Source organism: Marinobacter sp. NFXS9, from assembly GCF_040148665.1.
GTDB classification, from domain to species: domain Bacteria; phylum Pseudomonadota; class Gammaproteobacteria; order Pseudomonadales; family Oleiphilaceae; genus Marinobacter_A; species Marinobacter_A mangrovi.
On sequence record NZ_JAGDDW010000001.1, the window covers coordinates 15,159 to 29,331 of the forward strand.

The 14,173-nt window shown below is 61.2% G+C and carries 11 protein-coding genes; 7 read left to right on the forward strand and 4 right to left on the reverse strand.

The genetic code is table 11. From position 1 onward, the window contains the following. Positions 1-136 precede the first annotated feature (136 nt). The 6 genes from aceE (at position 137) to J3364_RS00075 (ending at position 9,974) form a co-directional block, all read left to right on the forward strand. Positions 137-2,800, forward strand: coding sequence for a pyruvate dehydrogenase (acetyl-transferring), homodimeric type (gene aceE / locus J3364_RS00050; protein WP_203141283.1), 2,664 nt, complete (start codon positions 137-139; stop codon positions 2,798-2,800). 23 nt (positions 2,801-2,823) lie between these two features. Next, a complete protein-coding gene (gene aceF / locus J3364_RS00055; protein ID WP_349555699.1) occupies positions 2,824-4,755 on the forward strand; it encodes a dihydrolipoyllysine-residue acetyltransferase in 1,932 nt (643 codons plus the stop codon). Between the two features lie 383 nt (positions 4,756-5,138). Then, positions 5,139-5,939: a C39 family peptidase gene (locus J3364_RS00060; RefSeq protein WP_349555701.1), complete on the forward strand. Its 801-nt coding sequence runs from the start codon at positions 5,139-5,141 to the stop codon at positions 5,937-5,939. 65 nt (positions 5,940-6,004) lie between these two features. Then, on the forward strand, positions 6,005-7,012 hold the full coding sequence (locus J3364_RS00065) for a transporter (protein ID WP_123633534.1): 1,008 nt from the start codon (positions 6,005-6,007) through the stop codon (positions 7,010-7,012). A gap of 42 nt (positions 7,013-7,054) precedes the next feature. Then, positions 7,055-8,680, forward strand: coding sequence for an OmpP1/FadL family transporter (locus J3364_RS00070; RefSeq protein WP_349555703.1), 1,626 nt, complete (start codon positions 7,055-7,057; stop codon positions 8,678-8,680). Positions 8,681-8,717: 37 nt separating this feature from the next. Beyond that, positions 8,718-9,974: a MalM family protein gene (locus J3364_RS00075; protein WP_349555705.1), complete on the forward strand. Its 1,257-nt coding sequence runs from the start codon at positions 8,718-8,720 to the stop codon at positions 9,972-9,974. A 26-nt stretch (positions 9,975-10,000) separates the two neighbouring features. Here the strand turns inward: J3364_RS00075 and J3364_RS00080 are convergent, their stop codons facing one another. From J3364_RS00080 to J3364_RS00090, 3 genes are all read right to left on the reverse strand, one after another. Continuing rightward, the gene (locus J3364_RS00080; protein WP_349555707.1) at positions 10,001-11,050 is read right to left on the reverse strand and encodes a polysaccharide deacetylase family protein; all 1,050 of its coding nucleotides are present in this window, start codon (positions 11,048-11,050) and stop codon (positions 10,001-10,003) included. Positions 11,051-11,080: 30 nt separating this feature from the next. Then, entirely contained in the window at positions 11,081-11,758 is a 678-nt protein-coding gene (locus J3364_RS00085) for a DNA-J related domain-containing protein (RefSeq protein WP_349555709.1), read from the reverse strand. Between the two features lie 97 nt (positions 11,759-11,855). After that, positions 11,856-12,500, reverse strand: coding sequence for a TetR/AcrR family transcriptional regulator (locus tag J3364_RS00090; RefSeq protein WP_349555711.1), 645 nt, complete (start codon positions 12,498-12,500; stop codon positions 11,856-11,858). A gap of 190 nt (positions 12,501-12,690) precedes the next feature. On the opposite strand from J3364_RS00090, the gene ttcA reads away from it, so the two are divergent. After that, positions 12,691-13,563 carry a tRNA 2-thiocytidine(32) synthetase TtcA gene (gene ttcA, locus J3364_RS00095; RefSeq protein WP_349555712.1) on the forward strand — a complete coding sequence of 291 codons (873 nt, stop codon included), beginning with the start codon at positions 12,691-12,693 and terminating at the stop codon, positions 13,561-13,563. 12 nt (positions 13,564-13,575) lie between these two features. Here the strand turns inward: ttcA and J3364_RS00100 are convergent, their stop codons facing one another. Next, positions 13,576-14,067: a hypothetical protein gene (locus J3364_RS00100; protein ID WP_349555713.1), complete on the reverse strand. Its 492-nt coding sequence runs from the start codon at positions 14,065-14,067 to the stop codon at positions 13,576-13,578. Positions 14,068-14,173 lie beyond the last annotated feature (106 nt).

Consider the following 14,173-nt stretch of genomic DNA (forward strand, 5'->3'; position numbering starts at 1 on the left):
TCTGGTAGCCGATCGCCTGGTCTCTCACCCTCGACCCGTCCCGGCCGCATGCCATTATGGACAGGTCTGCCCCGCAAGAGCCAGTGGCGATCCAGAACCGGTCGAGCCCAGCTTCCGCACGAGGAGATATTGAATGTTGCATGATGAAGATCCGACGGAAACCGGGGAGTGGATGGATGCCCTTGACTCCGTTCTGAGTGAGGAAGGGCTTGAACGGGCAGCATTTCTGCTCGAGCGGCTGGGCGAACGCGCCAGCAGGGACGGGGCCGCGTTGCCCTACAGCGTCAACACACCGTATCGCAATACCATTCCTGCCAGCCGTGAAGCGCGTATGCCGGGCGACCTGTTCATGGAACGCCGCATTCGCTCACTGATCCGCTGGAATGCGCTGGCCATGGTGATCCGGGCCAACAAGCGTCCGGGCGAGCTGGGTGGTCACATTCACTCGTTCTCATCCATCGCCACGCTGCTGGACGTCGGCTTTAACTACTTCTTCCACGCCGGCGATGAAAACCGCGAAGGCGACCTGATCTACTTCCAGGGCCACTCTTCACCGGGCCTCTACGCCCGTTCCTTCCTGGAAGGGCGTCTGACCGAAGATCACCTGGACAAGTTCCGTAACGAGGTGGACGGCGATGGTCTGTCGTCATACCCACACCCGTGGCTGATGCCGGATTACTGGCAGTTCCCGACCGTGTCCATGGGCCTGGGGCCGATCCAGGCGATCTACCAGGCGCACGTCATGAAGTACCTGCACAACCGTGAACTGACCGAAGGGCCGGATCGCAAGGTCTGGTGTTTCATCGGTGACGGTGAGTGCGACGAGCCTGAGACCCTGGGTGCTATTGGCCTGGCGGGTCGTGAAAAGCTCGACAACCTGATTTTCGTGGTCAACTGTAACCTGCAGCGTCTGGACGGACCGGTCCGCGGTAACGGCAAGATCATCCAGGAGCTGGAAGGCATCTTCCGTGGCGCCAACTGGAACGTGCTCAAGGTCGTCTGGGGGCGTCTGTGGGATCCGCTGTTCGAGCAGGACGAGGATGGCCGCATGCAGAAAGTCATGGACGAAGCCGTCGATGGCGAGATGCAGAACTTCAAGTCCAACGGCGGTGGCTACGTGCGCCAGAACTTCTTCGGGCGCGATCCGGAACTGCTCAAGCGTGTCGAGCATATGTCCGACGAGGACATCTACGCTCTGAACCGTGGTGGCCATGACCCGTACAAGGTCTATGCGGCGTATCACGAGGCGGTGAACCACAAGGGTGGCCCGACCGTGATCCTGGCCCACACCATTAAAGGTTACGGCTTTGGTGAGCAGGGGCAGGCGCAGAACACCGCGCACCAGCAGAAGAAGCTGAGCATGGACACCATCAAGGCATTCCGTGACCGCTTCGGTGTGCCGATCTCGGACGACGAGATCGAAAGTATGCCGTACTACAAGCCGGCCGACGATTCGCCGGAGATGAAGTACCTGCAGAAGATGCGCAGCAAGTTGGGCGGCTCTCTGCCTCGTCGCCGTCGCGACAGCCAGCCGCTGACCATCCCGCCGCTGGAAACCTTCAAGCAGCAGCTGGACGACAGTGGCGACCGGGAATTCTCCACCACCATGGCGTTCGTGCGCATGCTGGGCACGCTGATCAAGGACAAGCAGATCGGCTCCCGCGTTGTTCCGATCGTGCCGGACGAAGCCCGGACCTTCGGCATGGACGGCATGTTCCGCCAGATGGGCATCTACACGGCCGAAGGGCAGAAGTACACGCCCAACGACCGCAACCAGATCATGTACTACCGTGAGGACCGCAAGGGCCAGATCCTGCAGGAAGGCATCAACGAAGCCGGTGCCATGTCCGCCTGGATCGCGGCGGCCACCTCCTACAGCACCAACGACTACCCGCTGATCCCGTTCTACATCTTCTACTCGATGTTTGGTTTCCAGCGCGTCGGCGACCTGTGCTGGGCGGCTGGCGACATGCGCGCCCGCGGCTTCCTGCTGGGCGGTACCGCCGGCCGGACCACGCTGAACGGCGAAGGCCTGCAGCACCAGGATGGCCACAGCCACGTGCTGTCCGCCACCGTGCCCAACTGTGTGTCCTATGACCCGACCTTCGCCTACGAAGTCGCCGTCATTGTTCGTCACGGTCTGCAGCGCATGTACGGCGACAACGAGAACGTCTACTTCTACCTGACGCTGATGAACGAAAACTACGCCCATCCGGCGATGCCGAAAGGCGTCGAGGACGGCATCATCCGCGGTATCTACAAGCTGGAGTCCCACGGCGCGAAGAAAGGTGCCAAGAAGGCCAAGCACAACGTCCGTCTGCTGGGCAGCGGCGTGATCCTCAACGAGGTGCGTGAAGCCGCGAAGATCCTGGCTGAGAAGTACGAAGTAGGCTCCGATGTCTACAGTGTGACCAGCTTCACCGAGCTGGCCCGTGACGGGCAGCACGCCGAGCGCTGGAACCGACTGCATCCGGCATCGCGTCCGCGTACGGCATACATCCAGGAGGTTCTGGGTGACTCCGATACGCCGGTGATTGCGTCCACCGACTACATGCGCCTGTTCGCCGAGCAGGTCCGTGGCTGGGTACCGGCGGACTACACCGTGCTGGGTACCGACGGTTTCGGTCGCAGTGACACCCGCGAGAAGCTGCGTCGTCACTTCGAAGTCGACCGGCAGCATGTGGTCGTGGCTGCACTGGGCTCCCTGGCACGTCAGGGCAAGATCAAGCCAGAAGTGGTTGAAGAGGCCATCCGCGAGTTTGGTATCGATGCCGACAAACCGGCCCCGGCAACCCACTAAAACCGTTAAGGAGACACAGCATCATGGCAGAAGATATTCGTGTGCCTGACCTTGGCGGTTCGGATTCGGTTGAGGTCATCGAAATCAGTGTGAGCGTTGGCGACAGCGTGGCCGAAGAGGATCCGATCCTGGTCCTCGAATCCGACAAAGCCACTGTGGAACTGCCGGCGCCCAAGGCCGGCAAGATCACTGCGCTGAACGTCAGCGTGGGGGACAAGATCAGCGAAGGCGACGTCGTCGGTCAGCTGGAAGCGGGTGAGGGCAGTGACGCGGACGACGCGTCTGACGCCGCCGAAGCCCCGGCTGAGGAAAAAGAGCCGGAAGCGGCCGCTCCGGCCAAAGAGCAAGCGGCATCGGGTGGTGTCCAGGACATCACGGTGCCGGATCTGGGCGGCGCAGATTCGGTCGAAGTGATCGAAATCAGCGTCTCCGAGGGCGACTCCGTGGAAGAGGAAGCCGCCATTCTGGTGGTGGAATCCGACAAGGCCACCGTCGAGCTGCCGGCACCGGCCGCAGGCACGATTAAATCCATCTCGGTGAAGGTGGGTGACAGCATCAGCGAAGGCGATGTGGTCGGCCAGATGGAAGTGACGGGTGGTGCGCCTGCGGAATCCGCACCGGCCGCTGAAGCCGAGAAACCGGCGCAAGCGTCTCAGCCGGCGTCGGCGCCGGCCGCTTCCGGCGGTGTCGAAGACATCACCGTGCCGGATCTGGGTGGTTCGGCATCGGTCGAGGTCATCGAGATCAGCGTATCCGCAGGCGATCAGGTCGCTGAGGAAGACCCGATTCTGGTGGTGGAATCCGACAAGGCCACCGTTGAGTTGCCGTCGCCGTCCGCGGGCACCATCAAGTCGATTTCCGTGAAAGTGGGCGACAGCATCAGCGAAGGCGATGTGGTGGGTCAGATGGAAGTGTCCGGCGGGGCGCCTGCGTCTTCGGAGCCGGCACCGCAACCGTCTTCGCAGCCCAAGTCGTCCGAGCCTGCCAAACCGGCGGCCAGCGCGGCGCCGAAGCCCAGTGGCGAGCCGGCGGCTCAGCCGAGCAAGCGGGTGCATGCCGGCCCGGCCGTGCGTCGACTGGCTCGTGAACTGGGCGCCGATCTGGGACGGGTGCAGGGCAGCGGCCCCAAGAACCGGATTCTCAAAGAGGACGTGGAAGCTTACGTCAAGCGTGCCTTGAGCCAGGTTCAGGAAGGCGGCGCTCCGGCGGCTGGCGGTGCCGGTTTACCGGCGGTGAAACTGCCGGACTTCAGCCAGTTTGGTGAGGTTGAGCGGGTCGGCATGAGTCGCCTGATGAAGCTGACCGCCGACAGCATGCAGCGCAGCTGGCTCAACGTTCCGCACGTGACCCAGTTCGAGGAAGCCGACATCAGCGAGATGGAGGACTTCCGCAAGTCAATGAAGGCCGAAGGCGAGAAACGCGGCGTGAAGCTGACGCCGATGGCCTTCCTGCTGAAGATCTGCGCCAAGGCGCTGGAGGCCCATCCGAACTTCAACGTGTCCCTGGACATGGAGAACAAGGAGATTATCCAGAAGCGCTACATCCACATCGGTATTGCCGTGGATACGCCGGATGGTCTGGTGGTGCCGGTGATCCGCAATGTGGACCAGAAAGGCCTCTGGGAGCTGGCGGAAGAGTGTCAGGTGCTGGCCCAGAAAGCCCGTGACAAGAAGCTGAGCCCGAAAGACATGCAGGGCGCCTGCTTCACCATTACCAGCCTCGGCGGTATTGGCGGCACTGCGTTCACCCCGATTGTGAACACGCCGGAAGTGGCTATCCTGGGCGTATCGCGCTCGAAGATGGCACCGGTCTGGGATGGCGCGGCCTTCCAGCCACGGCTGATGCTGCCGCTGTCGCTGTCGTACGATCACCGTGCGATCAACGGCGCCGATGCAGCCCGCTTCACCAACACCCTCCGTGCCGGACTGGAAGATCTGCGTCAGCTGCTTCTCTGATCCCGGCTTTCCGATGGCTCACCTCCTCGGGGTGAGCCATCGGTCTTCTCCCTTTTCTGTCCCTTCTGCTGTTATATCCCGTTTCCCCCTGCTCATTCCCTGCATGATTTGACGCTCCCGGCGCCCGCCGTAACGGATTCAATACGTCCATTTCCTCGATTGCCGATGACGTGAACTGGCTCGCAAAACCGCGTCAGATGGCCTCCCGTGGCCGGAGAGATTTGAGGCACAGTTATCTTTAAGGGTGATATCAATCCGGTATCTTAGCGTTACAGGATGTAACGGCAGGCATGCGCCAAAACAATGATAACGAAAGCCGCCCAGAGCCCTATTCAGCAAACCGGAACCGGATCCAATCCTCAGAACAGGAAGCGACATTAGCCATGATTCTCGTGCTGGCGGGGTCGATCATGACGTTTGCGATGATTGAAACGGCCACGGTTCTTGAGCCTTTCGACAAGGGCGAGATCGTGGTGGAGCAGCGGATGGACAAGAATCCGCAGGAGCTACGGAATCACTACACCGTGGCCCCGCTCGTGGAGCAGCGTTATCGCAACATCGTGCGTCAGGCCTACGACTACAGCTGCGGTTCGGCGGCGCTGACCACCGTCCTTAAATATTACCTGGGGCGCAACCTGAACGAGCGTCAGGTGATGGAGGGGCTGCTGCACTATGGCGAAAGCGAGCGGATCGTTCAGCGTCGGGCGTTTTCCATGCTGGACATGAAGCGGCTGGTCACGGCGCTGGGATACCCGTCCGGTGGCTTCCGCGCCACCATCGCCGATCTCAAGGAGCTGGATCACCCGGCCATCGTGCCGATCCACCATGCCGGCTTCAAGCACTTCGTCGTCCTGCGCGCCATTCGCGACGACCGCGTGTTCATCGCGGATCCGTCGGTCGGCAACATCTCCTTCACGCTCTCCAACTTCAAGGAAAAGTGGGACGGGAACGTCCTGTTTATCGTTTTCCCGGGCGGTGAAAAACCGCTGGATGCCCTGGAGCTCAAGGAAGAGGACATGCGGTTCGTGGACGACCAGACCATGACCCTGTTTGCGCTGGATACGATTCCGGAATTTCACGAGGCGACCAGTCGTCGCATCAACAACCTCTTGGAAAGACAAAAGAACAATCCTGACGGCACTGTTGAGAACACCCGTAAGCAGCTGTTCTATCGGCGTAACTGATTGCCCTTTGACCCGGGCGCCGGACGCACGTCAGGAAAACAAGACCGAATAATAAGGGAGCTGGGATGAATCGTTGGGTAGTGCGAGGTTTGATCATCTGTTCCATTGCCGGCCAGCCGGCCCTGGTATGGGCTCAGGACGAGAGCGTCGACAAGGCGCGTGAAGCCTTGTCCAAAAAAGAGGGGGACGAAGATTCCGCCAAGCAGTTGGAGGAAGTGTTCCAGTCCGCGGAGAAAAACTATTCGCTTCAGAAGGAGGGGACGCACTCGCTGACGTACTCCTTCGATTACTCCTACACCGGGGATCAGAGGCTGGATCTGGAGATCACCGATGGTTCGGTCCGTAATCTGGATATCGTCCCATCGGCGACTCACAGTTTCACCAACGCCTTTTCCTACGACTACGGCCTGCTCGACAACCTGACCATCGGTACGCGCATCCCGCTGGTGGTGAAGTACGACACCCAGGATGAGCTGAACGTCTACGACTTCGGCGACATTTCCTTCACCGCCCGCTGGCAGCCGGCGGCTTATGTGCCGGGCAAGATGTCGACCACGCTGTTTGCCTCGTTGACGTCCAAGACCGGCGTCAGCCCCTATGAAATCGACATCAATCGCCAGCTCTCCACCGGCAGCGGCTATTACACCGCATCGGGCGGGGCCAGTGTCTCCAAGGTGCTGGATCCGGTGGTGCTCTACGGCTCCGCCAGCGCCAGCTACAACATGCCGGAAGACGGGCTGGAGCAGGTGCGGGGGGCCCGCCTGCTGACCAAGGTGGAACCGGGATTCGGCCTGTCCGCGTCCATGGGCTTTGCCTACTCCCTGTCCTACGACATTTCCCTGAGCGTGTCCGGTCAGATCAGCTACAGCGATGAAACCCAGTTGACCTTCAGTGACGGGTCCGAAGCCGTGGCCCAGGACCAGATGACCGGTTTCCTGAGTTTCTCGCTTGGAACCCGGGTTAGCGATACCACGATCGTGAACACCAGCCTGGGCATTGGCCTGACCGAAGATGCTCCGGATTTCTCCATTGGTGTCTCCCTGCCAATCAACATCGCGGGCCTCCGGGAGTAACCGGGGTCTTGGGCGTGCATACGGCAAGGGATGATCAGTTTCATGCGATGTGAGAACAATACAAGGCGAATTCTAGGGGCGCTGCTGGCGGGTTCGCTGTCCTGCGGGGCCCAGGCCCAGCTGGCGCAGAACCTGACGATTTCCCCCAAGGCGCTGGCCCTGGGGAATGCGGTGACGGCGGATCCCCCCGGGATTATGGCGATTCACTACAACCCGGCGGGGCTGACCAAGCTGGACGGACGTCAGGTGGAAGGCACGCTGCTGGGTGTCTATCTGGATGTCGACGCCGACTTCAATGCGCCCGAAGGGTATGAAATTTTCGGCATTGACGGGCTGGCTACCGATCCGCTGACCGGGAAGCAGAAAGATCCGGTGGCCAATTCCCACAGCCATACCAACACGGTGGCTCTGTACGTTCCCGGGTTCGGTATCCAGAAAATGCCGCCCGGCCCGGCTTTGGCGCCGTCGGCGGGCTTCAGCTACAACGCGCCTGGCTCCAAGCTGACCTTCGGCAACGCCTTCTACCTGCCGATGGCGGCCGGCTTCTATCGCGACAATGACGACCCGGGGCGCTATCAGCCCAAGGCGACGGCCTTGCAGCGGACGACTTACCTCTCTCCGACAGTAGCCTACAAGGTCAACGACGAGTGGTCCGTCGGCGCCGGTATTCACCTTTCCCACATGGCGGTGGCAGCAGACCAGTACATGCGCGCACCCAACATGCTGCTGGGCGTGGCCGAAGTCCTGCAGGATGCGTTCAACTGCGAATCCGGCGATGAGCCGCTGGCTCCGTGGCTCGCGTTGTGCGGCGGTAACGTGGGCCCCTGGGATGACATTGGTGCGTTGAGCGTGGACGTGCAACAGAGCGTGTCGCCCACTTACAACCTGGGTGTGATGTGGGAGCCGACGGAGTGGTTCTCCTGGGGCGCCAGCTACAGCTCCGAAGCCGACATGAACATGCACGGCCAGTTCTCGATCGAGTATACCGACGACTGGTCCGGCTTCTGGCAGAGCGTCAACAGCTCCATTCTGGGGGCGGTCGGTTCAGCCATCCTGAGCCTGCCGTCTGGCGCGCCGCGCGAGTCCGGCAACGTCAGCCTCAACCTGACTTATCCGCAGCATTTCCAGACGGGAATCAGCATCAAGGTCCATCCCAAGCTGACGCTGAATGTCGACGTGGGCTGGACCGACTATTCCGAGTGGGACGCGTTCAAATTCAAGTTCGATCGCAACCTGGAATTCCTTAACGCTGCCCGGATCCTGTCCCCGGAGAACGCCACCCCGAATTCCCTGAGTCTGCCGCTGGGTTTCAAGGACCAGTGGAACTGGGGCTTCGGTGCGGAATTCCACGCCTCGTCTCGACTGGATCTGCGCGCCGGGGTGGAAATCCGGGACTCCGTTATCCCGGACGATCAGCGCCAGGTCATGGCGCCCTTTGGCGGGGCCAACCTGTATAGTGTCGGGATGGGCTATCGCTGGGATCGGGATACCCAGATCGACATGAACCTGAGCTATCTCGAGTCCATCGAAAAGATCCCGGCGGACAGCAGCTGTAACCTCAACTGCACCGGCATCACCAACATCATCTACAACCCGTATGCCGGACTTGACGTCAAGACACGGCTGCGGGTGGTGATGGCCGGCCTGACGTTCCGTACGAAGTTTTAGGGCTTGCCGCGTTCGGCAAACTCCTGGAGGGCATCTCATGGCAGGCATTCAACATCGGCTCGGCCTTTTCATCGGCATTGGCCTGAGTGCGATGGCCTCATTCAGTCACGGCGATGATCGGTATTTCACCTGGGTCGACGAACAGGGGCGGGTTCACTCCAGTCTCATCAAGGAAGAGGAAAACCCGGTCGAGAAGCGGGTCAAGGCGGTCGAGTCCGGGAAAAAGGCCGGGGCAACAGCGTCGGAATCCGCGTCGACAACGACAGCCTCGGAACATCCGGCGGCCACCGTCAAAGATCCGGAGCCGGCGGCCCCTGAGGCCGCACCGACAGTGGAGATCAAGCGCAACGCCGATGCCTCCCAGCCGGGTGCAGAATCTGACGTACCTGCTGCAAATACGACGTCGACATCACCGGCAGAGCAGAGCAAGCCGGAGCGGGTTGCCAGGGAACCCAAACCGAATTCCGGCCCAGAAGCCGCGGCAACCGCCGCAGAAGAGCCGTCCGCGCCGCCGAGGGCGGACTCCGAATACAATCTCGAAAACTATCCGGATGGCGATGAGCTGGCCAAGAAGGGGTTTATCCGTGAGGGCGATCCGCTGCCGTATTACACCTGGCGCGATGCCAACGGCAATGTGCGGGTGGACTACTATCGCCCCGAGCCCGGGTTTGAGAAGAAAAACCAGGGTCGTGAGGCGCCCCGGTTATCGGAAGCGATGGTGATCGATGGCCGCAGCCCTGCAGCCTCGCAAAAGGCCAATCCCGAGACGCTGGCGGTGCTGGGCATCGATCAGACGGAAACGCTTCTGCAGTCGTGGCAGGACAATTGCTGTGACGATCTGCCGGTGAAGGACCTGGCGGAGTGGGATGACTCCCGCGAGTTCCAGGTGGATCTCGACGATATGGCCCCTGAATACCCGTTTTCCACCGGCTCCAGCGTCTATCGGTTGGTAAAGCTACCTGCCGCCTCGGAATCCGGCGCCTTTGTGATGCAGGTTCGTTCCTACGAAAACCACGGCGTGTTTGTGCCAACCCTGGTCTTCCTGGACGAGGGGATGCAGACCCGGCGAATGGTGACGGACCTGGTTTTCGATTACCGACCCGAGAACTGGCACCGTCAGGGCTATATTGAGGCCCGAGTGCCGGTGTTTCCAGACCACGGTGACCGCTGGCTGCTGATCATGAGTCGCGGGAGCGACCAGGCCGGCCAGACCGTCCTCGAAGCGGACGGCGCGCCGCAGGTTATCCACCATACGGCCCAGGGCATGGTCAGCCTGGCGCAGATGGGTGGATAAGAGCCCGGGCACTGTCCCGCCCGGTTTCAGTCTTCCGCTTGCGACAGGTCCAGCCACTGCACGGATTGCCAGTAGAAGCGCCCGTTACCGGCCGGATAGGTGCAGTTGTAGCGGAACCGGCGGCTGTTGAACGGCCGGTCTGCGACGATCTCCACGGTCTGACCGTCGCCCGTTGGCGTCACGGACAGCTTGCCCACCTGTGACCCATAGCAGGTCAATGGGCCTGGTTTCATGCCGTCCGGCAGGGTCAGGCGCAGCACGGGCGGGTTCTGCTCCAGGGTACCGTCCGGCAGCTTGTTGGCATCCACCGGCAGCGTTTCACTCAGCAGCTTGTCCTTCAGGCCATCCGTGCCGCCGTAGGCGTTGGCCATGGGGAAGCGGGGCAGGCGGGTGTCGCCGGATGATGGGCCAATCGGCCCGGAATGCTGGCCGTAGCCATACCAGCCGCGTTTCTTCACCAGGGTTTCGACGTCCGCATCAAACTCACCGTAGGGATAGGCGAACAGCGGCGCGTCCGTACCGAGTTTGCCTTCGATCGTTTCCTGTGCATCGTCCAGGCTTGCAGTGACCCGTCTGCGCCAGGTGTCCTCGGTTTCATCGGGGCGGCGTACGAGATGGGCGTGATCGGCACTGTGATTACCGATGGTGACTTCCGGATGGCTGGCCAGGTCCTTGAGCTGATCCCAGGTCATATAACCGTGTCGCTTTTCGGTGATGGCCTGTGAATTGACGAACACCGTAAAGGGGATGCCGGCTTCAAGGAGAATGGGGGCGGCGGTGTCGTAGACCGAGCTGTAGGCGTCATCGAAGGTCAGCGCGGCCACCGGTGTGCTGCCGGTTTTGCCGCTCAGCGCCTGCTCGGTGGCCGCTTGCAGAGGCTTAACCGGGATATCGAGCTTTTCCAGCATCGCCAGCTGGCTACGAAAAAGATCGGGCGTGGTGCTGGTGGAAGCCGGAGTCTGGCTACTGATGTGGTGGTATTGAAGCACCACCAGATCGGCGGCAGCCGGCAGGCTGGTGGCCGCCAACAGCGTCGCGGCAACGAAGGCCAGTGCATTCCTGTACAGATTTTTCACGGGACATCCTTCTTTTACGGAGCGTTGATCTCAGCGACCGGCTCCTACAGCGGAAAGAAAATGGTGGCGCAGGGTGTGGAAGGCGGCGTTGAGTGTCTGGACCTCTTCCTTGCTGCCGCCACGGTCCGGGTGAGCCTGCATGGCCCGTCGCCGGTACGCCTGGCGAATGCATCCGAAATCGTCCGGCAGGGCTTCAAAGCCCAGCACCCGTGCCGCGTCATCCAGCGCACTGGCGTCGGTGGACGGTGTGCGACCGGCCCAGAAATCATCCAGCATCCGCTGCACGGCGAACTCCGACAGGTCGTACTGGGACAGGTCCAGGTAGAACAGGCGCAGTCGGTCTTCCTCTCCCGGCAAGGCTTCGTTCGAGGCAACGTGGCCCGGCGACAGCTGAATGTTCAGGGGCGATATATGCAGCTTTTCGCCGGCTGGAGCAAGGTCGTCCCGGAGCCGGTAAAGACAGTGAAAGACGAGGAAATGGGCGGGGTAGATGGCTGAGGGTTCGGAGAAATCGACGCGCTCGAGCAGCTGCCACGGTTCGCCCTGCAGTCGCCGGATCAGGGCCAGTTCGCTCAGGCCCTCACTTTCCTCGCGCAGGATCGCCTCAATCGCAACCAGCAGGGCGGCAATTTTCTGATGCAGGGCAGCCTGACGCGCTGCGCTGTCGTGTTCTCGATCGGCGAGGAACCGGGACTGTCGCTTATTCATACTCCAGAAGCCTACTGGAGCCCGCCCGGAAGTCCAAGAGAACCGTTTAAAAAGTCCGGGCTCCTGGCACCGGGTGCCTTTCCGGGCGGGCCGCGCTTCAGGCGCGACGCCGCTGGTGTTTCGAACCGTCAAAGGGGTTGCTGTAGAGAAAGCCCACGACAAATTCGGTGGCGCGCCGGGCTTCTTCGTCCGCCATCTGCGGTCGTTGCCGGGCTCGCTCGGCGACCCGCAGGCTGACCTCATAGGCCACGCCACGGCAGGCAGCGGAAATGTAATCCGAATCCTGGCCCGGCAGGCGGTCGTTGGCAGCCAGGCTGCGGATGTGCGTGTCCATCGACGCCATCGCCAGATCCAGGATATCGGAACCGAACAATTCCCGAACCGCCTGGCTGTTGCGATGGGCAAGCTCATAGGTGACCGGATCCTTGGCCGCCGCCAGGAACAGGGAAGAGTACATGCGGTGGATCAGGTCGTGTTCGTCTGAGGCGGTGTCGTGGGCGCTGCGGATAAGAGTGCGCAGGGCTTCGAGGAAATCCCGGAACAGCGCGATGAAAATATCGCGCTTGTCGGAGAAGTAGTTGTAGAAGGTGCCTGAGGCGAGCGGCGTGCGCCGGATAATGTCGCGGATGGTGGTCTGTTCGTAACCGGTTTCCCGGAAACAATCCCGGGCCGCGTCCAGAATGGCTTTCCGATTATTCAAGCGATTGCGTTCACGTTTGCCGAGCGAGGCCGTGTCCAGCATGGCAATTCCCCTTTCCTTGGGTGCATGGGTGTTCTGGTTTTTATGAACTGTTTGTCATCCTCTCCCATAGACTCGCCGAAGTCGCCACCGGGCCGGTATACGTGAAACCCGGAATAGGGCCATACCCACTGACGAAACGGCGGGTGATCCGGTATACTCGGCCCCCATTTTCCCAACGCCCGGCAAGGTTATGGCAGAGCAGCTCAAAGACGATCGCAAGACAACGCTGGAACTCAACAAACTGCAGAAGCGTCTGCGGCGTGATGTCGGCCAGGCGATCGCCGATTTCGGCATGATTGAGGCCGGTGACAAGGTGATGTGTTGTCTGAGTGGTGGCAAGGATTCCTACACCATGCTGGATATCCTGCTGAACCTGCAGCGCAGTGCGCCGGTGGATTTTCAGGTGATCGCTGTTAACCTGGACCAGAAGCAGCCGGGCTTTCCGGAACACGTGTTGCCGAACTATCTCTCCGAGTTGGGTGTCGAGTACCACATCATCGAGAAAGACACCTACAGTATCGTCAAGGAGAAAGTGCCGGAAGGGAAAACCACCTGCGGTCTGTGCTCCCGTCTGCGCCGGGGCATTCTCTACAACTTTGCGGAGGAGCACGGGGTCACCAAGATCGCGCTGGGCCATCATCGTGACGATCTGCTGGAAACCCTGTTCCTCAACATGTTCTACGGTGGCCGCCTGAAGACCATGCCCCCCAAGCTCAAGAGCGATGACGGGCGCAACGTGGTCATCCGGCCGCTGGTCTACGCCCGCGAGAAGGACATCGAGCGCTATTCGTCCCTGCGCCAGTTCCCCATCATTCCGTGTAACCTGTGTGGCTCCCAGGAAAACCTGCAACGCCAGGTGGTGAAGGACATGCTGAAGAGCTGGGATCGGGAGCATCCGGGGCGGATCGAGTCCATGTTCCGGGCCATCTGCAACGTGTCGCCGTCGCATCTGGCGGATCCGTCCATTCACGATTTCAACAGCCTGGAAGTGGACTGGCGTGCGGACAACGGCGCCACGTCGGAAACACCGGCTTACGAGCGGCTGGACGTCCTCAATCTCTGACCGGATAGTCCATCACAGGGCGTAATGCGGTTGGCCGGCACCCTGGCACAGTCGTTCCAGGGTGTGGTGAAGTCGTGTCAGGTAGTGCTCTTCTTCCACCCGGGTCAGTTCTGACCACAGGCGCGTCAGGCCATCCGCGTCCTCCGGCATGGGCCAGGACGGCTTTACCCATTCCAGCGCGCTGATGCCAATCGCCGCCGCATAGCGCGTGTTGGTGACCAGTTCGGCATCCGGATTGATCAGGAATTCGTGCTGGCTGGCAAAGCCCCGCACCTGGCTCGCCCGGTCCGGCTGGAACGCCAGGTATTCGTCCCACACTCGCCAGTGCAGGGCAGGGGAGATCCCGAAAACACCGAGTCCCGCGTTGCTGTCCTGTGAAAAGGGATCAAAGTCACGCAGGGTGGCTGCGCTGAGCAAAATTTCCTCGATAACGGGGTGGGCGTCGCCGAGTGCCCGGGAGACGGGACGGATGACGTGATCGAGAAGCGCAATCGCCTGTGACATGAGCAAAGCCCTCACGCTGCTTGCAAGCTACACAATGAGTTAGCAACTCATCTGTGAAAGTCACTTTAGCAATACTGCCTAACTTTCTGACGACAATAGTCCAGGC